This is a genomic window from Sutcliffiella rhizosphaerae (genome assembly GCF_917563925.1).
Taxonomy (GTDB): Bacteria; Bacillota; Bacilli; order Bacillales; family Bacillaceae_I; genus Sutcliffiella_A; species Sutcliffiella_A rhizosphaerae.
Genome location: NZ_CAKJTJ010000017.1, coordinates 1 through 21,872 on the forward strand (window position 1 = coordinate 1; position 21,872 = coordinate 21,872).

Here is a 21,872-nt window from a genome sequence, read left to right on the forward strand (position 1 = left end):
ATTCACGAAGCATATGAAAATTAGCTGTCTTTTTCCCACGATCTCTGAAATTTACTAGCTTAATGATTTCTTCATGAATGAGATTCTGATAAGTCGTTGTTGGAGCTCCTACGCCTGGATAAATGAAATCCTCATAACCTGTACCCCCACCAGCATTGATGTGGATGGATAGTAAGAAGTTAGCTCCCCATGCATTAGCTGCGTTTGTACGTTGTGTGAGTGACAGAGTTTGATCTCCAGTCCGGCTCATTAGTATAGATACATCGTTATACTCATTAACGAGCATATCTCTAATAGGTGTTGCAATCTGTAGATTAAGGTTCTTTTCTTGTAAACCGTTTCCTACAGCACCTGGATCTGTTCCACCATGACCTGAATCAATAAATATTTTTACCATGTTTTATCACCTCATATAATTTTTTATGACACTATTAGATACAATGCTTGTACGATAGTCCCAAATTGATCACATTTCCGACACCTTCCCAAAAGAAAAAGCCACCCCGAAAGGCAGCTTATAAACTTGATCTAGGTTTTTTATAACGTTTTGCTTGTTCACTATCACTTAAACTAACGGTGGTTGGATCCTGAACAACTCCTAATGTGGCAAGCACTCCAAACAAAGCATTTACAACTTCAAAGCCCCATCCTTTAATTTCTTCTGTTAATTGAAAGTCTGTCAGCCCTACAGCGTGTGCCCCTACCAACATTACCTCCACCAAAATAAATAGCTGTGTGATGAAAGAAATCACCCACAGCCTGTTAGAAAAACGTACTTTCCAGTTAATCATTCTTTTCTCCTCCTTTATTGTTGTAAAACTGCATAAAAAATAGCCATCGCCCCACCAATAATCCCCACAATAAATGCGTTCGTTATGGATCGGCGTAGCCATTTAAGATCATCCTTAATTTCCGCTAAATCTTGTTTCATGTCTCGTATGTCTCTATCATGCAGCAATGATTTATCTTGTAAATCTCGTATACCCTTTTCGAATCTATTGTTGTTCTTTTTTAAATCCTCGATATCTTTTTTGATTTTTTCTTGCCAGATATCCACATTTACTTCCTCCAATCACTTGACCCCCTATAATGGTAATTACGGATGTGTCTCGTTCACGTGCTGAGGCACTTGTTCGAACAGAAGCAAATTTCTTTCATAATGCTGCAGCAAAGTAGGGAACGTAAGATTACATGGAAAAAGAAGTAAGAAGGTTAACAAACTTTTTAATATAACAGGAAAATGAATCACAAACACTGAATATAGTAGTATTCAACTAATGGGGGAAAAACTAAATGAATCTCTTAGATATGAATAATATTTCTTCTAGTTTTGGAATAAAAACAATAGAATTTAAAACGCTTTCTGAACGAGCAATCCTCATTATTACGAGTGGTGAGGATAAATTCATCCTAAAAGAGAAAGGAACTCTAGAACAAATAAAACGTGAAATCAAATTACTTAAACATCTTCAATATCATTTCATACACACTCAAACTCCTATCATGAATGATTCTGGTGAATACACAGTATGTTATAAAAACAAAAACTACTGTATATACAATTATCTTGAAGGCTTAACCTTTCATGCAGAAGAGAGTTTACTGAACCCTTCCGTACCTAAATTACTTGGTGAAACAATTGCTCATTTAAATCAAGCAATGAAAACTATTCGTTTTTCCAATGAGTTTCCCAATAATGATATATTCTTATCAGTGTACAGTTTCGCAGTCGATGAAATTGTCAAAGTAGATGCATCCGAACATTTAATTACAATTTATCAACAGTTAAAAGAAGATATAAAAGCAGTATTAAGTACTCTACCAAAACAAGTGATACATAGAGATGCGCATATTCATAATATTGTTATTAAAGATGATACCCTAGTAGGTTTAATTGATTTTGACTTAGCAGAAGTCAATGTTAATATTTTTGATATATGTTATTGTTCAACAAGTATATTAAGTGAAGTTTTTTCAAATGAGACGCAAAGATTAAACTGGTTATCTTTTGTTGGAGATTTAATAGCAAACTATAATCAGCATAACTCATTATCGATGATTGAAAAAAGGGGCATTTGGTATGTGATGCTTTGTATTCAAAGTGTATTTATGGCTTACTTTTCAAAAAATAAGGATATATTTAAATCTAATAAAGAAATGTTTCTTTGGATTTATGAAAATAAGAGTAACTTAGAACGTAAGTATTTGATTTCATAAAGTAATTTCTTGATGCTTTATGAATCGCTTGATTATGGAAGTTATCGCCAAATTATTTTCATTTACACTCAATATGCGTATTTTCGCTTGAATCCGATAGTAAACACCATCCTCCTAACCTAATTATCATTTCAAATGTCTCAAAGTGTTCTATTAGCTTCGGAATACAAACATAATAGGTAGATTTTCATTCAGCATCATCATGCATGTTAAAAATATTGATCAATTTCCACTAGAAGCAAAACTAGAACTACTACTAACAAAAATTTAAAGTGTTGTAAAATTAGGATAAAGTATTTTATGAATTGAAGGATGCTTAATGGAATTTATAACAGAAAAATTACTATTCATAGCTTTGTTTATTTTTATTATTCATTCGATAGAAACACTTGCATACGCTGTGAGGCTATCAGGTGCAAGAGTAAAAATGATAGCTTCCGCATTATCACTCTTTAATATAATGGTTATCGTTTCAAGGCTCGCTAATATGATGCAGCAACCATTTACTGCTAGTTTGATTGATACCGCTCCAAAAGAGAATACATTGGAATTTGTTGAGGCTCAATATCGACTACTTATAGGCGCATCAACGGTAGGTACTTTTTTCGGCATTATTTTACTCCCTACTTTTGTTGCTTTATTCTCCAGAGCAATCATTCATTTGTCCCAGGAAAAAGGCTCTGTCCCTTCTTTAATGGCTAGAATCTTTTCGTTAGGTTATATAAGGCGAGGTATTACACATTTCAGCCTTCCAAAATTTTCTTATTTGAAAGATACTAGATTATCGGATATACCAATAAAATTATTTTGTGCAAATATGATCATTACTGCCATATATACTATAGGAGTCTTGTCTGCTCTATATGCATCATTATTAGCTCCTGAACATAAAACTACCGCAATAATGTCATCTGGTTTAATAAATGGAATAGCAACCATTCTCTTAGTTATATTTATTGATCCGAAAATATCTGTACTTGCTGACGATGTTGTTAATCAAAGAGGAAGTTATAATAAACTAAAAAGTATTTCGTTAATGATGGTTACTTCTAGATTATTAGGCACCGTACTTGCTCAACTCCTATTCTTATGGGGAGCTAAATATATTGCATGGTTTACGAAGTTTATTGTATAAATTGGATTTATTAAACATCTCGCTTGATTTAAAAACATTATTTCTTTAAACTGCCCTTTTTATCCTATCTACACATTTGTCCCTTACCATCACCTAATATAGACATATGATAAATCACCTGAACTAAAGGTGGTGTAAATATGAGCGATGGGCATAGAGATGGCAATAAAGGCGGATTTGCTTTTGTTGTTGTATTATTTATTTTGTTGATTATCGTTGGTGCTTCCTTCGTAGGCGGATCATACGGCGGTGGTTATGGCGGCGGCTGTGGCGGCGGCTACGGTGGCGGCTACGGTGGTTGGTAATAAGAAATTAGACTTCTCAATTTTGAGAGGTCTTTTTTTGGTATTCTCGCAAAAAGTTTCCGTACAACATCCACGGCCTGAACTTTTCCTATATCCCCCCTATTTAAAATATAAAAGAGGCAGACCACACATCCACCTCTCTTCAAAAAACCTTAATATTTAATTAGGAAGTATTTCTTTTTCCCTCTTCTTACTACTGTAAATTGTCCTTCAATACGGTCACTTGCACTAAGTACATACGTTAAATCTTGGACTTTTTCTCCATTGATGGAGATGGCTCCATTTGTAATGTCTTCACGAGCTTGACGTTTAGAAGGGGCAATTTTGCTCGCCACCAACAATTCAACTAATGCAAGTTGATCTTCATTTTCCACAGTAAAAGATGGCACGTCAGCAAAGCCTTGTTTAATTTCTTCAGCTGTTAATTCGGAAATGGATCCACTAAATAATGCTTTCGAAATTCGAATAGCTTGATCAAGTGCAGCCTCACCATGGACGAGTTTTGTCACTTCCTCTGCAAGACGTTTGTGAGCTGAACGCTTTTCAGGTGCTTCTTGCAACTCGTTTTCTAATGATACTATCTCTTCGTGAGACAAGAATGTGAAGTATTTTAGGTATTTTACAACGTCACGGTCGTCTGTGTTAATCCAGAACTGATAGAATTCGTATGGAGATGTTTTTTCACGGTCTAACCATACAGCTCCACCTTCTGTTTTACCGAACTTTGTACCATCCGCTTTTGTAACAAGAGGGATAGTCAATCCGAAAGCTTTCGAGTTTTCTTCCGATTTCCGTATAAGTTCAAGTCCAGCCGTTATATTCCCCCATTGGTCACTTCCTCCAATTTGGAGTTTACACTTTTGTTCTTTGTAAAGATGAAGGAAATCTAATGATTGTAATATCATGTAGCTAAATTCTGTGTAAGAAATACCCGATTCGATACGGGATTGAACGGAATCTTTGGCAAGCATATAGTTTATTCCAAAGTTTTTACCAACATCACGAAGGAAGCTAATAACATTCATTTCCCCAATCCAGTCATGATTGTTTGCAATGGTTGCAGGGTTTACAGTTGCCTCAAAATCCAAAAATCTAGAAAGCTGGTCTTTAATACGGTTGGACCATTCCACGACAATATCTTCTGTATTAAGCGTACGTTCTGCCTTTTTTCCACTTGGATCGCCAATTAGACCAGTTGCTCCTCCTACTAGCGCAATAGGATGATGACCGGATTGCTGAAAGCGTACAAGTGTTAAAATCGGTAGTAAGTGCCCAATATGCAGGCTGTCACCAGTTGGATCAAAACCTGAGTACAGTTTTATTTTTTCTTCACTTAAGAGCTTTTGCAACCCTTCCTCATCTGTCACTTGATTAATTAATCCTCTAAATTGTAAATCTTCTAATAGATTCATGATTCATTCTCCTTTTAACAAAATACAAAAAAAAACCCATCCCTTCCATAAAAGAAGGGACGAGTTTATACGCGGTACCACCCTAATTGAAAAGCAAACTTTTGCTTTCCCACTTCATTTCCATAACGGTCAAAACCGTCTTTTGCTACTAAGCCCTAGCCGTTCCCAAAAGATGCTCGAGGAGGTAATTCATACAAATAGGTGTGCTGATTTTCACCGTCCATCAGCTCTCTGAAAACGTGCCTAAGCGTACTACTTATTCCTGTCTTTGCGCAGACTATAAATGATGTAATAAATATAAAGTCTTTTTACCATAAATCAAACCCTGTTGTCAATTATTTAACCATGAAAATTTTGGAAGAGTAAAAAAAATTATCGCTATAAAACCTCAATATGCTATAATTAGATTGATTTGCCGGGGGGTAGATAAATTATGTCAAACTACGACAAGTTCAAAGAAAAATCGCAGTCTTTTTTTCGTTTTTTTGTAAATAAAAGCACGAAAAAAGGAGCCAACATTACATACTTAGTAATGTGGAACTTAATATTAATTTTTCTCGTTATCGGATTGATAGGAGTCTCCTTTGCGGGTGGCGCAGGTGCTGGATATTTTGCGGCCCTTGTCAGGGAAGAACCGATTCGCTCTTATGATGATATGAGACAAAACATTTACAACTACGAAGAATCTACAGAAATGTATTTTGCAGATGATGTCTATTTAGGAAAGTACCGCGCAGACTTATTGCGGGAAGAAGTCTCTTTGGATCAAGTATCAAAACATTTAATCAATGCGCTTGTTTCAACAGAGGATGAGTACTTTTATGAGCATGAAGGTGTTGTACCAAAAGCAATTGTACGTGCAATTGTGCAGGAAGTAACTAACTCAACTAACCAGACAGGTGGTAGTACCTTAACGCAACAGCTCATAAAAAACCAAGTCTTAACAGATGAAGTATCCTTTGATCGGAAAGCAAAGGAAATTCTTCTTGCACTTAGGTTGGAGAACTATTTCTCTAAAGAAGAAATCTTAGAAGCATACCTAAATGTATCTCCATTTGGTCGAGATGCTAATGGTCGAAATATTGCCGGAGCAAAAACGGCAGCGGAAGGCATTTTTGGGGTAGATATTAGTGAATTATCCATTCCACAAGCTGCGTTTATTGCTGGGTTACCTCAAAGCCCATTTGCCTATACTCCGTTCACAAGAACGGCCGAAGTGAAAGACTCTGATGGGTTAGAGCCTGGGCTCCAAAGAATGAGGTATGTTCTTAGCAGAATGTATTCAATGGGCCACATTGATCAAAAGCAATATGAGGATGCTCTTGCTTATGATATTAATAAGGATTTAACTTCACCAACAAATAGTGCAATTGATGATTATCCGTATGTTGCCTTTGAAATTGAAAATCGTGCTCAAAAAATTATTGCCGAGCAATTAGCTTTAAACGATGGTTATGAAAAAGAAGAATTAGAATCTAACGAAGAGTTGTATAGAGAATATATACAATTAGCTGATACTGCATTAAGGCAAAAAGGCTACATTATAAAAACTACTCTCGACAAAGACATTTACACGAAGATGAGAGAAATAACAGAAGAATTTCCTTACTTCGATCGAACCGTTGCCTATAAAAATGAAGAACAAGTTGATCAAGAGACTGGTGAACTCGTCAGGAGAAATGCCGAACAAGTCGGTGCCATATTATTGGATAACCAAACCGGTGCCATTATCAGTTTTGTAGGTGGTCGTGATTTTAAAATAAGTGACCTAAACTTTGCTACCAATACGTGGCGACATAACGGTTCTACTATGAAACCATTGCTTGGGTATGCACCAGCTTATGAGTTAGGAACGCTTCAACCTGGAAGTATCCTTGCGGATACACCTTTAACAGTCCGTGCTGGAGGACAAACGTGGACTCCAAATAACTGGAACAATCAGTTTAACGGGCTAGTAACAGCTAGGGAATCAGTAGCTTTATCACATAACTTATCTGCCATTCGTGGTTACATGGAAATCCTTCCACAAAGACCAATGGATTTCTTATTTAAGCAAAATTTTAAAGAACTTACACAACAGGATGCTGGCAATATTTCAGCTGTACTTGGTTCTCCAGCAGTTGGGGTAAGTGTAGAAGAAAATACCGCTGGCTACGTAACATTTGCAAATGGTGGTAATTATGTTGAACCTTATTTAATTGAAAGCATCACAACGAAAGACGGAGAAGTGATTTATGAGCATAACGTGGAGCCTGTTGAAATTTATTCTCCGCAAACTGCTTATTTAATGATTGATACGATGCGTGATACATTTAGAAGAGGTACTGCCATCCCTGCTCGAAATAACCTACAGTTTTCTGCTGATTGGGCTGGTAAAACTGGTACAACTCAGGACACACATGATGTTTGGATGATGGGTTCAAATCCGAAAGTAACATTCGGATTATGGCTTGGCTATGATGAGCGGTATGTATTAGAAAAAATTAGTGGATATACTCCAACTCAACGCAGTCAAATGCTTTGGGCACAATTATTAAATGGAGCTTACTCCACTAACCCTGATAAAGTCAGTACCTCTGAACAATTCCAAATGCCTGGTGGAATTGTCCGAAGAAGCTATTGTAAATTATCAGGTCTGCTTCCATCAGAATTATGTCAAAAAGCAGGATTAGTTGGGGATGATCTTTTCAATGCAAAATTTGCACCAACCAAGACTGACGATAGTTTAACAACTGGAAAGTATGTACAAATTGGTGATGTTGCATATGCTCCACTAAGCTCTACACCTTCTGAATTTGTTAAGGAAGGTCCTATGCTAAAGCCAGATTTCTTAAAGAAATTGCAAATTGGAAGTATTGAAGAACTAGCTAAATATATGGATAACAAGGATGTTTTTAAAGGGCTGACCGTCCTATCTAAAGATCCACTGCCAACAAACAACTCAGCTCCAAAACAAGTCGGTGGAGTCAGCCTATCTGGAAATACATTATCTTGGTCAGGAAGCTCTGAAAAAGATGTCATTGGATATTACGTTTACTTTAAACAAAATAGTTCAAGCTCAGCCAGAAAAATTGCTTCTGTGCAGGCTGGCGATGATTTGAACTCAAAAATATCCCAGGACACTGGACTTTTTTATGTAACAGCGGTCAATGCGAGCGGAAAAGAATCTTCTGCTTCCAACACTGTCAAGCGTGGAGATCCTGATAAAAAAGAAGAAGAAAAGAAAGAGACAAAACCTGAAAACAAGCCACCTTCTAATGGCAACAGTGGTGGTGGCAACAGCGGCGGCGGCAACAGTGGCGGTGGCAACAACGGCGGCGGCAACAGCGGCGGTGATAACTCTACTGATCCCCCACCTGATGACAGCGGAGATGACGGAGACGATTAAACCATCTTAAGTAAAAGAGGCTGGGACATAACTATAATGTCCAACGCTAAAGACGAATAATTTTGGTTAAGAAAGCCCTTTAATAGTAAAAATCCGAACTAATTCAACATTCTAATCATAGAATCATGAATTGTAGTTCGGATTTTTCTTTAGCTAAAATACTTTTGTCCCAGCCTCTTTTTATAGAAATCGAGTAGGAGGGGGTGACTAACCCCCGACCTCTCACACCACCGTACGTACCGTTCGGTATACGGCGATTCAATTAAAGTTGACGTAAACTTTCATATCTTGCATATAGACTTTTGAGCCCTTGGGAACTCCAATAGGAGTTCCCAAGGGTTTTGTGTAGGATTGGACTGCTGGGGCTATTCTCCAGTATTTCTTCCTTGAATTTCCCCATTCATATGCTTTTGACGGATGGACACCTAACCCTTTTAGCTTTCTCACTATGGTTCTCGGGTGTTTCCATTCTTTCCATACAATCATTCGGAGTCGTCTTCTTATCCACTCATCCAATGATACCTAGCCTCCTATGAAGTTCGTGTTCCTCAGACCGGAAGTTTGCCGCCCGCTTCCTTCAGATTCCACGTCGCCATGGACACCCTTGCGTTAAGCTAACTGTTACTTCTGTCTTCACAGTTCGGGCTTGCACCCTATAGATTGCACCCATGCCGGGCGCACATAAAAACAACCTGCTACACAAAGATAGCAGGTTGTTCCATATTTATATTAGTCTTCCATTGTAGAAAGATCACCTGTTGGGAGGTCAAGCTCCCAGGCTTTCAAGACACGGCGCATAATTTTGCCACTGCGTGTTTTCGGAAGTTTATCACGAAACTCTATTTCACGTGGAGCGGCATGTGCTGCAAGTCCTCGTTTTACAAATTGACGTATTTCATCTTTCAATTCATCACTTGCTTTGTGCCCATCACGGAGTGCGACAAAAGCTTTAATGATCTCTCCGCGGACTGGATCAGGCTTTCCTATTACTCCCGCTTCTGCGACAGCAGGATGCTCGACTAGCTTACTTTCCACTTCAAAAGGACCGACTCTTTCTCCAGATGTCATAATGACATCATCTATACGTCCCTGGAACCAGAAATAGCCATCTTCATCCATATAAGCAGAGTCACCAGATACATACCAGTCACCAGGCATGAAATAGGATTCGTACTTTTCTTTATTGTTCCAGATTGTATGCATCATAGATGGCCAGCCTTTTTTGATAGCAAGATTCCCCATACGATAAGGTGGCACTTCATTTCCTTGATCATCAACGATCGCTGCTTCCACACCAGGAATTGGTTTCCCCATAGAACCAGGCTTAATTTCCATACAAGGGTAGTTACAAATTAACTGTGCTCCTGTTTCAGTCATCCACCATGTATCATGAATTCTAAGAGTAAACACTTTTACTCCCCATCGAATAACTTCAGGATTTAAAGGCTCCCCAACGCTTAAAATGTGGCGCAATGAAGATAAGTCATACTTTTTCACCACTTCATCACCAGCACCCATCAGCATTCTGAATGCGGTTGGTGCACTGTACCAAACAGATACTCCAAAATCCTCAATTGTTTCATACCAAGCTTCTGGGCTGAAGCGGCCCCCAACAATAACATTGGATGCACCAACAAGCCAAGGACCAAAAATACCGTATGCAGTACCTGTAACCCATCCTGGATCCGCCGTACACCAATATACATCATCATCTGTAAGGTCGAGTACCCATTTTGCAGTTTGATAATGTTGTATCATTGCGTTATGAACATGAAGCACTCCTTTCGGCTTTCCAGTTGAACCACTAGTATAATGAAGAATTAGTCCGTCTGTTTTTTCCACCCATTCTATATCCAGCTTTTTACTCGCATCTTTCAATCGGGAATTAAAATCAATAAATGGTCCGTCCTCTTCCACATCTTCTCCCACAAGAACGACATGCTTCAATGCTGGAAGATCTTCCAATGGAATACGCTTTAGCAATTCCGGTGTTGTAATAATTACCTTTGCTTGACTATCTTCCAACCTGTCTTTTACTGCACCTTCCATAAATGCTTCAAATAATGGGCCAACAATCGCTCCAAGTTTTATTGCACCAAGTACAGCAAAATATAGTTCTGGTGAACGGGGCATAAAAATAAAGACGCGTTCCCCTTTTTCCACATCACATGTTTGTTTTAGAATATTTCCCGCCTTGTTGGAAAACTCTTTCATTTCCTTAAATGTATATTTTTCATTACGTTCTGAATCACGATAGTATAAAGCAACTTTATTTTTGCGTGAATTCTCCGCGTGGCGGTCGATTGCTTCATAGGCCACATTTACTCTTCCAGAATTGGCAAAACTGAAATTTTTTTCTACTTCTGTCCAATCAAAATTATGGTAGGTTTGTTCATAGTCTTCTAGATTGTAGTTCCCCTTCGTTACTGGTAACGCTTCCACTTTCATCCACAAACACCCCTTATGTATTTTCTACACCTCTATTATAGTACAGATAAGTATTTTTCTCAATTTTTTAAAAATTGCTAGGATTACATGAATAATTTTCTGTTTTCTAGTAAACTAGTAATGAAAAGTTTTGTAAGCGTTTTATTAGGTAAAAGTAGGTGGATACTTAGATGGAACATAGAAAAACGTATAATGCAAAAGAGATTAAGACGAGAAACGATCGTCTTATAATTGAAGGACCTGTTACTGCTGCGAATTTAGCAGGCTTTGAATTTCATAAAGACCTTATTGCCTTCAGGCCACCAGAGCAGCAACGTAAAGCTTTACTTGAAATCGCACAACTTCCCGAAGGTAGAATTATTATTGCCAGAACACAAGATACCATTGTCGGATATGTTACTTATTTGTACCCTGATCCAATGGAAAGGTGGTCAGAAGGGAAAATGGAGAACCTTATTGAACTAGGTGCCATTGAGGTGGTACCAGAAGCTAGAGGTAGCTCTGTCGGAAAATCCCTCCTGCAAGTTTCCATGATGGATGAAATGATGGAAAACTATATTGTCATTACAACGGAATATTATTGGCATTGGGATCTTAAAGGAACTGGATTAAATGTTTGGGAATATCGCAAAGTGATGGAGAAAATGATGAATGCAGGTGGACTAGAATATTATGCAACTGATGATCCCGAGATTAGTTCTCATCCAGCAAACTGTTTGATGGCCCGAATTGGAAAAAATGTAAAAGCTGAATCGATTCAAAAATTCGATCAACTACGCTTTCACAACCGTTTCATGTACTAGCATAGAATGTAGTAGCACAAGCTTGTTTGTTTAAAGAGGAGGAATGGTAATGATTGTGGAAAGAATTATGAAGAAGAACGTTCATACACTACTTCCCACTGATACTGTTGAACAGGCACTTCTATTGATGGAGAAAAACGGGATTCGACATATCCCGATAATCACTGATACGCAACAGCTAGCTGGTATTGTAAGTGATAGGGACGTTCGAAATGGTCTTCAGGCAGCACTTCACGGCAACAAGATGCGGGATGATTTACAGCAGCCATTATCCAAAGTAATGAAAACCAATGTATTAACAGGTCATCCTCTTGATTTTGTGGAAGATGTGGCAGCTACGCTTTTTGATTACCGAATTGGCTGTCTGCCTATCATTCAAGATTCTAAACTAGTAGGGATTGTTACAGCAACAGATTTACTTTATACTTTCGTTCAGTTGACCGGTGCGAATTTACCAGCATCACAATTTGAGGTGAAAGTTGAAAATATTACTGGAAAATTAGCAGAAGTGACATCTATTTTAAGTAAGCGAAATTTAAACATTCTCAGTGTATTGGTTAATCCCCATCAGGATGAAAAATATAAAATCTTAGTTTTCCGTGTACAAACCATGAATCCAACTGCAGTCATTAAAGATATAAAAAACGAAGGCTATGAAGTATTATGGCCAAACTTGCCTGGTGTTACCTCATGAACAAGGCAGCATTTATTTACTCGGATGATTTTCAAACATATAAGTTTAGTGAGAATCATCCATTTAACCAACTGAGAGTAAAACTTACCTACGACCTTTTACAAAGTAGCGGACAACTTCCTTTAGAAAATATTGTCGCTCCAAGGACAGCAACTGATGAAGAATTGGCGCTCATCCACGATATACGTTATATAGAGGCTGTAAAACAAGCAGGACAGGGACTCTTGCCTAAAGAAAAAATGAGCAATTACGGGCTTGGGACGGAAGACACCCCTATTTTTCAAAGTATGCATGAGGCAAGTGCATTGCTTGTTGGCGGAACACTAACAGCGGTAGACCAGGTGATGAGCGGTAAAGTGGAACATGCTTTAAACTTGGGAGGAGGTCTTCATCACGGCTTTAGAGGGAAAGCTTCCGGTTTTTGTGTTTATAATGATACAGCGGTAGCAATCAAATACTTACAAGAAAAATATAAAGCACGTGTCTTGTATGTGGATACAGATGCCCATCATGGAGATGGTGTACAATGGGCGTTTTATGAGGATCCTGATGTTTGCACATTATCCATTCATGAAACTGGGAGATATTTATTCCCTGGGACTGGCAATATTAATGAACGGGGACAGGGTGAAGGCTATGGGTATTCCTTTAATATCCCAATTGATGCCTTTACCGAAGATGAATCCTTTCTTGAAGTGTATGAGCAGTCACTGACTGCAGTAGCTGCCTTTTTTAAACCTGATGTCATCCTTACCCAGAACGGTGCAGATGCCCATTTTTACGATCCACTCACACATCTATCAACTTCTATGAAGGCTTTTCGGGAAATCCCTAGGTTAGCCCATAAAATAGCTCATCAATATTGCAATGGCAGGTGGATTGCCGTTGGTGGGGGTGGCTATGATATTTGGCGAGTGGTACCAAGAGCCTGGTCCCACATTTGGTTGGAAATGATGGAAAAGAATACTGGGCAAGGTAAATTACCAAGCAATTGGATCGATAAATGGAAGGATCTTGCCCCTGTAGAGCTTCCACTGACATGGGAAGATACTCAAGATTTATACAGCCCCATCCCAAGAAAACAGGAAATTACCGAAAAGAACAAGCAGATATTATTAAAAGCCCTTTATCCGATTAGTCATTTGCAAAATGGAGACTCACAATTAGGCTAAGAGAGAACGTAAAAAAGAGGACAAAATTCATTAAAAATTTGTCCTCTTTTACTATCATAACGTATTTACTTTGTAGAGCGTCTAAATTCAATTCTATGTGGTAGTACAACTGTATGATCTTCAACTTTTTCTTTATTCATGTATTTAGTCAAAAGCCTCATTGCCACCGCACCGATATCATACATTGGTTGAACTACAGTCGAAAGCTGTGGACGGACCATTGTTGCCAGGCGGGTATTATCAAATCCAATTACTTCAATATCTTCTGGAATGTTTAGTCCATTATCCTGTGCACCATGAATAACGCCGAGTGCCATTTCGTCTGTGCCAACAAATATCGCTGTTGGTCTGTCTTCTAAACTAATTAGTTTCTCAACGGCTTCAATTCCGGAATCGTATGAATAATCCCCTTCTAAAACAATTTCTTCCTCGTAGGACAAACCTGCTTCTTCCAAAGCTTTTTTGTATCCAGCTAATTTCTTTTCACCATTGATTGGCTCTTCAAAAAGTCCCGAAACATACCCCACTCGTTTATGTCCTTTTTCAATAAGTGCAGTAACAGCATCATATGCAGCTTGTACATAATCAATCGTTACAGAAGGAACCTTATTATCCTTTTCAAGAGAGGCAGCTAATACAATCGGAACTGGTGACCGTTCAAATTCAGTAGCAAGTTCCTCGGTAATATTACCGCTCATAAACACAATACCATCCACCTGTTTGCCAAGCATCGTATTCAATAAGTGAAGTTCTTTATCCACATTCTGATCAGAATTACTTAAAATGATGTTGTACTTGTACATAGTTGCTATATCTTCAATTCCTCGTGCAAGTTCTGCATAAAAAATATTAGAGATATCAGGAATAATTACTCCAACAGTTGTCGTCTTTTTGCTGGCAAGGCCACGTGCAACTGCATTTGGTCGGTACCCAAGGCGTTCAATTGCTTCCAACACTTTCTTTCTCGTAGTTGGTTTTACATTTGGGTTTCCATTTACTACTCGGGAAACCGTTGCCATAGAGACGTTTGCTTCTCTGGCAACATCATAAATCGTTACGTTCATTAATACACACTCTCCTTCAGTTTTCATGCATCTATGTAGGATATCTTTTGTCTTGGAAGAAAACACATATATTCTGGCAAAATAACGCATTTATCTAATAATCATACGTTATTCTTCACATACAATCAACGAATTTACTATGGTCCTTAACATATCTTTTACAAAATCAGAAATTTTTATGAAATAAGTAATGCTAACGCTCCTTTTTCCCTATTTTATCCAATTATATTACCTATTTCAAACAGCTCTTTTCTTAATGATTGTTGCTGGTAACCGTAAAAAGTCGGTTTCTGACTTTGTTCCGTAAAAACTTTCCCTGATACTTTGCCTAAATTGCTGAAAAGAGTGCGACGATAACGTTTATTCCAAGTATCTAAAAAATTCGTAAAAGCAACAAAGTTTGCGAAAACAGCCATTCAAAAAGAAAAACGAGCGTTCTCCGCTCGTCTTTCATGAAGTGTATTATGCTTTGAATGCGTAATGACTTCGTAGCTCCGTAATGAAGCCGTTGAATTCTTCGATATCCATTTGTTGTGCGGAATCTGACAATGCAACAGCCGGATCTGGATGTACTTCTGCCATAACTCCATCAGCTCCAATCGCTAGTGCTGCTTTGGCAGTTGGTAAAAGAAGATCTCTTCTACCTGTTGAATGTGTCACATCAACGAATACAGGCAAATGTGTTTCTTTTTTCAAGATTGGTACTGCAGAAATATCTAACGTATTTCTAGTCGCTTTTTCATACGTTCTAATACCTCGTTCACAAAGAATTATTTGATCATTACCTTGAGCAATAATATATTCAGCTGCATTAATGAATTCATCAATGGTTGCCGCCAGTCCACGTTTTAAAAGAACTGGTTTATTTACCGCTCCTGCAGCTTTCAATAATTCGAAGTTTTGCATATTACGTGCACCTATTTGAATGACATCTACATATTCACACGCTACTTCAATGTCGGCAGGATTAACAATTTCACTAATAATCGCCATGTCATACTCATCGCCGACCTTTTTTAAGATTTTCAAGCCTTCAAGTCCAAGACCTTGGAAATCATAAGGGGAAGTTCTTGGTTTAAATGCCCCACCACGTAAGAGCTTAATACCTTGAGCTTTTGCTGCTTGGGCTACTTGAGCAACCTGCTCGTAGCTCTCAACCGCACAAGGTCCTATGATAAATTGTTGACTTCCATCCCCGATTTTTACTCCTTTTACCTCAACAACTGTGTCTTCTGGCTTTTTCTTTCTGGATACTAATAAAGCTTTTCTATGATCATCTTTTTGCAGTTCTAATCCTGCCTTAAAAATTTCTTTAAATAAATGTTGTAAAGTAGAAGTTTCGAAAGGTCCATCGTTATGTTCCGTAATTAAGTCTAACATCTTTCTCTCACGGACTGGGTCATATCGATTCACACCTTGCGCTTCTTTTAGCTTTCCAATTTCTTGGACAAGCTCCCCGCGCTTATTTATTACTTCTAATAGTTGTAAGTTTAATTCTTCGACTTGTTTTCGCAAGGCGTCTAATTCGTTATGACTCATATCATTTCATCCTTTCCGTATTTATAACCGTACCGAGTTATGGTACATTTCTATTAATTAGTTATTATAAACGAAGCTTTTCATAATGTCACGAGTTTTTTCTTTATTAATTAAACGCTTTTAAGCTTTTAAGCGATAAAGTATTATATGAAAATAAATTGGGATGGTGAATCATTTGATTTTCGCGTTAGATATTGGGACAAGATCCGTAGTAGGACTGCTATTAGAGCAAGAGCAAGATAAATTTCGTATACTTGATTTTGTCGTAAAAGAACATAAAGAACGTGCAATGTTGGACGGTCAAATACATGACATTCAAGCAGTTTCAAATGCCATTACATATGTTAAAGAATATTTAGAGAGATCTCATGGACCTTTAACAAAGGTTTGCGTAGCAGCTGCAGGACGATCGTTGAGAACCCAAACGGCTTTTGCCATACAAGACATTAAAGGAAAGGCTTTGTTTAATGAGGAAGACATCTTTTTATTAGAGCTTGCTGCTGTACAAGAAGCACAAAGAAAGCTTTTACAAGCAAAAGAACCGGTACAAGCCGATCAGTATTTTTGTGTAGGATATTCTGTATTAAGATATTACTTGGATGAAGAAGAAATTGGCAGCCTTTTAGACCAAAAGGGTGAACAAGCTTCTGTAGAGGTTATTTCAACCTTCTTGCCAAAAATAGTTGTGGAATCTTTAATTTCTGCTCTTCATCGGTCAGATTTACAATTAGAAGCACTTACACTTGAACCTATTGCTGCAATAAATGTATTAATACCTCCATCCATGCGCAGGTTAAACCTTGCCTTAGTGGATATTGGAGCAGGTACTTCCGATATTGCAATTTCTATGGACGGTACCGTCACTGCCTATGGAATGGTGCCTGTAGCTGGGGATGAAATAACAGAAGGATTAAGCGATGCTTTTCTGCTAGATTTTCCACAAGCCGAACAGACTAAACGAGAAATGCTTTCTAAGGAGGAAATTACCTTTACAGATGTTCTTGGGTTTGAGCAAACTTTAAGCAAGTCAGAAATCGTTCAACAAATATCCTCCTATATTGATAAACTTGCTACTGCAATCGCAACTGAAATCTTGAACCAAAACAATAGAACCGCTCCAAAAGCCGTCATGCTTGTTGGGGGTGGAAGTCTTACTCCCTCATTACCTGCTCTACTTGCAGAAAAATTGGGATTGCCTGAAAACAGGGTTGCCATTCGCGGTGTAGATGCCATCCAGCAGCTTTACCCAATGGATTTTCCGATTAAAGGTCCAGAATTTATTACACCAATAGGGATTGCCATAGCTGCAAAACAAAAGCCGATTGAATATGTATCCGTTACAGTGAATGATTTACCTGTTAGATTATTTGATGTAAAAAAGCTCACTATCGGAGACTGCCTGTTGGCCGCAGGAGTAAACATTCAAAAACTAGTCGGAAAGCCAGGTCTTGCCTTAATGGTCGAGTTAAACGGAAAAAGTATGACAATACCAGGAACCTTCGGGGAATCACCAAAGATATATAAAAATGGTCTTCCCGCTCAAAGTTTTGATCCAATCAATAACGGAGATGAGATACAAGTAGAAAAAGGGAAGGATGGAGTCGCCGCATCGGCTACAATTGCCCAAATAATCGGGGATGAAAAGCCAAAAGTACTTGAAGTAAAGGTGAATGATGAATGGTTGAAAATAGCACCAACCATTTTAGTAAACGAGCATGTTTCTTCTGAAGATCATGTATTAAATGACCGAGATAAAGTTAGCTTCCAATACCCTGTATCGATAAAGGATTTACTTCTTACTTCCTTTACATTTACAGAAAACGAAATAGAGCCTTTTCATTTACAAATCAATGATGAAAAAACGGTCATTAATGCCTTTTCCTTACAAGTGCAAAGAAATGGTTTACAGATTCCTTTAACCAGTACATTCGAGCATAACGATCAAATCAGCTGGGAAAAAGGAAAAACTCCTACTGTACAAATGCTTGCTATTCTCAAGCAATATGAAATGAAACAAGAAATATCTGTTACTTATAATGGGCAGAGAGTAGTCCTTCAGAAAGCGCTTATGGAATTTTATCGAAATGGCATACTCTTGAAAGAGGAGGACCTCCTCTCTAAAGGGGATCACCTACAATTAATGGTGAAGAGGAAGGAATCGTTTATTTTTCAAGATATTTTCCGGTTTGTTGAGATTAAACAACCTCAAGGAGCTGGCTCATTTTTATTAAAGAAAAATGGAACAGAATCATCTTTTTACGACCTAATCAGTCATGGCGATGAATTAGATATTCATTGGGAGAAAAAAGTATATCAATAGGCAGTGAATGTGGACACTAATCGTGGTTTTTCTCTTTTTTCGTGTTGCAAAGGCAGTGAATGTGGACACTAATTATGGTTTTCCCTTTTTTCATGTTGCAAAGGCAGTGAATGTGGACACTAATTGTGGTTTTTCTCTTTTTTCGTGTTGCAAAGGCAGTGGATGTGGACACTAATTGTGGTTTTTCTCTTTTTTCGTGTTGCAAAGGCAGTGGATGTGGACACTAATTGTGGTTTTTCTCTTCTTTCGTGTTGCAAAGGCAGTGAATGTGGACACTAATTGTGGTTTTCCTCTTTTTTCGTGTTGAATAAAAAACGAAAGGATCCTGGAGATACTCACATGTGCTTTGTCCAGCTCCGACATGTTAAATTTCTGCTGTTGAGGGTTGGTTTTCACCTTTTGAACAATTTAGCTTTTGAACTCGAGGGGCTAGGCGTTCCTCTTTCTTGAAATAATCAAGAGCGTGCCGATGAGCACGCTCTTGTTACTTAACATTTTCTTGGAGAGAAGAATACGTTATCTTCCAATGGGAGGCATTCCACACCACTTCTCCATTTTTAAACAAAAGGGCTTGTGGTGATTCATGTTTGATTTCATACTTTTCTGCGATATGATTGGAAAGAGGTCGTGCATCCTGAACGTTCAAATAGTAGCACGGAACAGTATCTTGGTCTTCTACAAATTTTTCATATTCCTCAAATGCTGCAAGTGAAATTGGGCATGTCGTACTGTTTTTAAAAATTAAAAAAGTAGCATTCTCTTCTGCAATTTGATTAAATTCTTCCACACTATAAATGTTTTTCTTTTCCATTTTTCTCTTCACCTTTCTACTATTCATGATAAGAAAAGCACCAGCACCTTATTTAGCCCCGACAAGTTCAAGACGACTTGGCTTTTGACCACCAGTGGGTGCTAGAGCTAGATACTAACTTAAATCTTTTTAAAATAAAAACGGCGAAGCAATCATATCACTTCGCCGTTTTATTCTCAAGTTTTTAGTTTTCTGTTAATTTCTTTTCAACGTCTTCTAATGCAGCCTTTGTATCCTCAAGCTTTTTTTTTACTTCATCCGTTAAATCCTCAGAACCAGATTCAATTGCAGTAGCAGCTTCCGAAATAATGTCTTGAACCTGCTCTTGTAGCTCTTTGGACACGTCTCCATTATTCTCACGCAAATGCTTTACTTTATCCATAACTTGTTGTGTTTGATCAGAAATTGCTTTTGTTAATTGATTTGTTTTATCTTTTGCAGACTCAGCAAGTTCGTTTGAAAACTCTGTAGCTTGAGCCTTCCAGTTATCTGTTTTTTCTTTAAGTTGGTTAGCTTGGTCTGTAATATCTTCACGAAGTTCTCTACCTGATTTTGGAGCTAGGAAAAGCGCAGTAGTAGCTCCCACAATTCCACCAATTAATGTACCAATTAAAAAATCTTTTGTATTGATGCCATCTTTGTTCGTTTCTTCTTTGCTCATTCCAGATTCCTCCTCAAACTTTATTAATTTGGTTTTTCTTTTTTCTTTCATTCCATTTGTCCACAAGTTCCATGGCAACATTGGACCATTGTACTACCTGAGACACTTTATCTTGGTTATGGTCTAGCTGTTGTGCAACATTATTAGATAAACGTGAAACGGAATGATTAAATCCTTGAATTGAGGTCCCAACATCCTTCACAGCAGTGACCACTGTATTAAGTTGCTGTGACTTATCTTGAATGTCATCCATTAATACATTGGTCTTATGTAAAATCTGCTCTGTCTCGGATGTGATTCCTTGCATCTGCTTTTCAATGCTTCCTAAAGTGCCGGCAACCTGATCTAAGGTCCCCTGGACAGATCGGAGAGTTTTAGATACAAATATAACTAATATTAAAAAAGCAATAGCAACAATAATAGCACTAACATAAAGCAACTCAACCAAAATGTGACACCTCCTGCTGTTCCGTGACATACTACTTCTTTACCCATCTTGTTACAGTTTAAACATCTCTTCCCCTTTTTTATTCTAGGACAATAATAAAATACCTTCTAGATTAAAAAGATTTTTTGAAAAAATATCTCACGTAAAAATTAAACAAACTGTTCAATATCGGTTACAATAAAAGATGTACATAAACCATTCAACTAGGGGGAAGTAATCAATGAAAGATCCTCGAATTCAAACATTGGCAAAAAACTTAATCAATTACTCCGTTCGTCTTCAAAAAGGAGAGAAAGTTTTAATTGAAAATTTCGGATTGCAAAAAGAGCTTGTTATCGCACTTGTAGAAGAAGCTTATAAAGCAGGTGGCCATCCGTTCGTATCCTTAAAAGATGTCCAAGTTGACCGTGCGCTTCTTCTTGGTGCCGAGGAAGACCAATATAACATGAAAGCTGATTTTGAAGCAAATGTTATGAGCAATATGGATGCCTATATTGGACTACGCTCCGGTGATAACATAAATGAGCTATCTGATGTACCAGATGTTAAACAAAAAATTCAAGGTAGTACGGTAGGAAAGAAAGTACACCGAGATATTCGAGTTCCAAAAACCAAATGGGTTGTACTTCGCTATCCAAACGCATCTATGGCACAGCTTGCAAAAATGAGTACAGAAGGATTTGAAAATTTCTATTTTGACGTATGTAACCTTGATTACGGGAAAATGAGTAATGCAATGGATGCATTGGTTGAATTAATGAACAGAACTGATAAAGTTCGTATTACCGGAAAAGGGACAGATTTAACATTCTCCATTAAAGATATCCCAGCAGTGAAATGTGCAGGGGAAATGAATATTCCTGATGGGGAAGTATATACGGCACCAGTAAAAGATTCCGTGAATGGTACGCTTACATATAATACGCCATCCCCATACCAAGGATTCACATTTGAGAATGTTACATTAACATTCCGAGACGGAAAAATTGTGGAAGCAAGTGCAAATGATACTGAACGTATCAACAAGATTTTTGATACAGATGAAGGAGCGCGCTATATTGGTGAATTTGCTATCGGCGTAAACCCATATATTCAGCATCCAATGCAGGATATTTTATTCGATGAAAAGATTGATGGCAGTTTCCACTTCACTCCTGGACAGGCGTATGAAGATACCTGGAACGGAAACAATTCTGATATTCATTGGGATATGGTAAATATCCAACGTCCTGAATACGGTGGTGGAGAAATTTATTTTGATGATGTATTAATTAGAAAAGATGGAAAGTTTGTTGTACCGGAATTAGAAGCTTTGAACCCAGAAAACTTAAAATAAACAAAAAGAACCGGGATAACAAATCCGGTTCTTTTTGTTTGTTTAGCGAATATCTGATTATTTATACAGTCCTTCCCTTGTTTTGAAAGCCCTAAAGTCCGAAAGACGGAATCGCTGTA

At 37.9% G+C, this 21,872-nt stretch carries 20 protein-coding genes, 1 pseudogene and 1 other annotated feature; of the genes and pseudogenes, 9 read left to right on the plus strand and 12 right to left on the minus strand.

What is annotated here, in order from left to right:
- From LRP81_RS14405 to LRP81_RS14415, 3 genes are all read right to left on the minus strand, one after another.
- Positions 1 to 397 (minus strand): N-acetylmuramoyl-L-alanine amidase (locus LRP81_RS14405; protein ID WP_230502279.1); only part of this gene is annotated, 397 nt, incomplete at its 3' end.
- Positions 398 to 515: 118 nt separating this feature from the next.
- The gene (locus LRP81_RS14410) at positions 516 to 791 is read right to left on the minus strand and encodes a phage holin (RefSeq protein ID WP_230502281.1); all 276 of its coding nucleotides are present in this window, start codon (positions 789 to 791) and stop codon (positions 516 to 518) included.
- Between the two features lie 14 nt (positions 792 to 805).
- Positions 806 to 1,072 carry a hemolysin XhlA family protein gene (locus LRP81_RS14415; protein ID WP_230502282.1) on the minus strand — a complete coding sequence of 89 codons (267 nt, stop codon included), beginning with the start codon at positions 1,070 to 1,072 and terminating at the stop codon, positions 806 to 808.
- 221 nt (positions 1,073 to 1,293) lie between these two features.
- On the opposite strand from LRP81_RS14415, the gene LRP81_RS14420 reads away from it, so the two are divergent.
- The 3 genes from LRP81_RS14420 (at position 1,294) to LRP81_RS14430 (ending at position 3,657) form a co-directional block, all read left to right on the plus strand.
- Positions 1,294 to 2,217, plus strand: coding sequence for a phosphotransferase enzyme family protein (locus LRP81_RS14420; RefSeq protein ID WP_230502284.1), 924 nt, complete (start codon positions 1,294 to 1,296; stop codon positions 2,215 to 2,217).
- 319 nt (positions 2,218 to 2,536) lie between these two features.
- The gene (locus tag LRP81_RS14425) at positions 2,537 to 3,352 is read left to right on the plus strand and encodes a lipid II flippase Amj family protein (RefSeq protein WP_230502286.1); all 816 of its coding nucleotides are present in this window, start codon (positions 2,537 to 2,539) and stop codon (positions 3,350 to 3,352) included.
- Positions 3,353 to 3,492: 140 nt separating this feature from the next.
- Positions 3,493 to 3,657, plus strand: coding sequence for a YjcZ family sporulation protein (locus tag LRP81_RS14430; protein WP_230502288.1), 165 nt, complete (start codon positions 3,493 to 3,495; stop codon positions 3,655 to 3,657).
- Positions 3,658 to 3,809: 152 nt separating this feature from the next.
- Here the strand turns inward: LRP81_RS14430 and tyrS are convergent, their stop codons facing one another.
- The gene (tyrS, locus tag LRP81_RS14435; protein ID WP_230502402.1) at positions 3,810 to 5,072 is read right to left on the minus strand and encodes a tyrosine--tRNA ligase; all 1,263 of its coding nucleotides are present in this window, start codon (positions 5,070 to 5,072) and stop codon (positions 3,810 to 3,812) included.
- Between the two features lie 49 nt (positions 5,073 to 5,121).
- Positions 5,122 to 5,347, minus strand: a binding site (T-box leader).
- 254 nt (positions 5,348 to 5,601) lie between these two features.
- On the opposite strand from tyrS, the gene LRP81_RS14440 reads away from it, so the two are divergent.
- A complete protein-coding gene (locus LRP81_RS14440; protein WP_230502290.1) occupies positions 5,602 to 8,457 on the plus strand; it encodes a transglycosylase domain-containing protein in 2,856 nt (951 codons plus the stop codon).
- Positions 8,458 to 8,719: 262 nt separating this feature from the next.
- Here LRP81_RS14440 and LRP81_RS14445 read toward each other — a convergent pair.
- Positions 8,720 to 8,973, minus strand: a pseudogene (locus tag LRP81_RS14445) (group II intron reverse transcriptase/maturase); the annotation flags it as partial.
- A gap of 213 nt (positions 8,974 to 9,186) precedes the next feature.
- Positions 9,187 to 10,905, minus strand: coding sequence for an acetate--CoA ligase (acsA, locus tag LRP81_RS14450; RefSeq protein WP_230502292.1), 1,719 nt, complete (start codon positions 10,903 to 10,905; stop codon positions 9,187 to 9,189).
- A 170-nt stretch (positions 10,906 to 11,075) separates the two neighbouring features.
- Between acsA and LRP81_RS14455 the strand changes: the two genes are divergently transcribed.
- Genes LRP81_RS14455 through LRP81_RS14465 form a run of 3 tightly spaced genes read left to right on the plus strand, consistent with a single transcriptional unit; the run spans position 11,076 to position 13,574 of the window.
- Complete coding sequence (locus tag LRP81_RS14455) at positions 11,076 to 11,708, plus strand: GNAT family N-acetyltransferase (protein ID WP_230502294.1); 633 nt, start codon at positions 11,076 to 11,078, stop codon at positions 11,706 to 11,708.
- Positions 11,709 to 11,757: 49 nt separating this feature from the next.
- Positions 11,758 to 12,402, plus strand: coding sequence for an acetoin utilization AcuB family protein (locus LRP81_RS14460; RefSeq protein WP_230502296.1), 645 nt, complete (start codon positions 11,758 to 11,760; stop codon positions 12,400 to 12,402).
- A complete protein-coding gene (locus tag LRP81_RS14465) occupies positions 12,372 to 13,574 on the plus strand; it encodes an acetoin utilization protein AcuC (protein WP_317987077.1) in 1,203 nt (400 codons plus the stop codon). The genes LRP81_RS14460 and LRP81_RS14465 overlap by 31 nt, the downstream gene beginning before the upstream one ends.
- A 65-nt stretch (positions 13,575 to 13,639) precedes the next feature.
- Here LRP81_RS14465 and ccpA read toward each other — a convergent pair whose 3' ends face one another.
- From ccpA to LRP81_RS14480, 3 genes are all read right to left on the minus strand, one after another.
- The gene (gene ccpA / locus LRP81_RS14470) at positions 13,640 to 14,638 is read right to left on the minus strand and encodes a catabolite control protein A (protein ID WP_230502300.1); all 999 of its coding nucleotides are present in this window, start codon (positions 14,636 to 14,638) and stop codon (positions 13,640 to 13,642) included.
- Positions 14,639 to 14,853: 215 nt separating this feature from the next.
- On the minus strand, positions 14,854 to 15,054 hold the full coding sequence (locus tag LRP81_RS14475; protein ID WP_230502302.1) for a hypothetical protein: 201 nt from the start codon (positions 15,052 to 15,054) through the stop codon (positions 14,854 to 14,856).
- Positions 15,055 to 15,100: 46 nt separating this feature from the next.
- Positions 15,101 to 16,177: a bifunctional 3-deoxy-7-phosphoheptulonate synthase/chorismate mutase gene (locus LRP81_RS14480; protein WP_230502304.1), complete on the minus strand. Its 1,077-nt coding sequence runs from the start codon at positions 16,175 to 16,177 to the stop codon at positions 15,101 to 15,103.
- 166 nt (positions 16,178 to 16,343) lie between these two features.
- Here LRP81_RS14480 and LRP81_RS14485 point away from each other — a divergent pair, with 166 nt between their 5' ends.
- Positions 16,344 to 18,497: a cell division protein FtsA gene (locus tag LRP81_RS14485; protein ID WP_317987078.1), complete on the plus strand. Its 2,154-nt coding sequence runs from the start codon at positions 16,344 to 16,346 to the stop codon at positions 18,495 to 18,497.
- Positions 18,498 to 18,981: 484 nt separating this feature from the next.
- Here the strand turns inward: LRP81_RS14485 and ytxJ are convergent, their stop codons facing one another.
- The 3 genes from ytxJ to LRP81_RS14500 form a co-directional block, all read right to left on the minus strand.
- Positions 18,982 to 19,308, minus strand: coding sequence for a bacillithiol system redox-active protein YtxJ (gene ytxJ / locus LRP81_RS14490; protein ID WP_230502309.1), 327 nt, complete (start codon positions 19,306 to 19,308; stop codon positions 18,982 to 18,984).
- A gap of 184 nt (positions 19,309 to 19,492) precedes the next feature.
- Complete coding sequence (locus LRP81_RS14495; protein WP_230502311.1) at positions 19,493 to 19,969, minus strand: YtxH domain-containing protein; 477 nt, start codon at positions 19,967 to 19,969, stop codon at positions 19,493 to 19,495.
- A 13-nt stretch (positions 19,970 to 19,982) separates the two neighbouring features.
- Positions 19,983 to 20,417, minus strand: coding sequence for a DUF948 domain-containing protein (locus tag LRP81_RS14500; RefSeq protein WP_230502314.1), 435 nt, complete (start codon positions 20,415 to 20,417; stop codon positions 19,983 to 19,985).
- A gap of 220 nt (positions 20,418 to 20,637) precedes the next feature.
- Between LRP81_RS14500 and LRP81_RS14505 the strand changes: the two genes are divergently transcribed.
- The gene (locus tag LRP81_RS14505) at positions 20,638 to 21,753 is read left to right on the plus strand and encodes an aminopeptidase (RefSeq protein WP_230502315.1); all 1,116 of its coding nucleotides are present in this window, start codon (positions 20,638 to 20,640) and stop codon (positions 21,751 to 21,753) included.
- Positions 21,754 to 21,872: the final 119 nt, after the last annotated feature.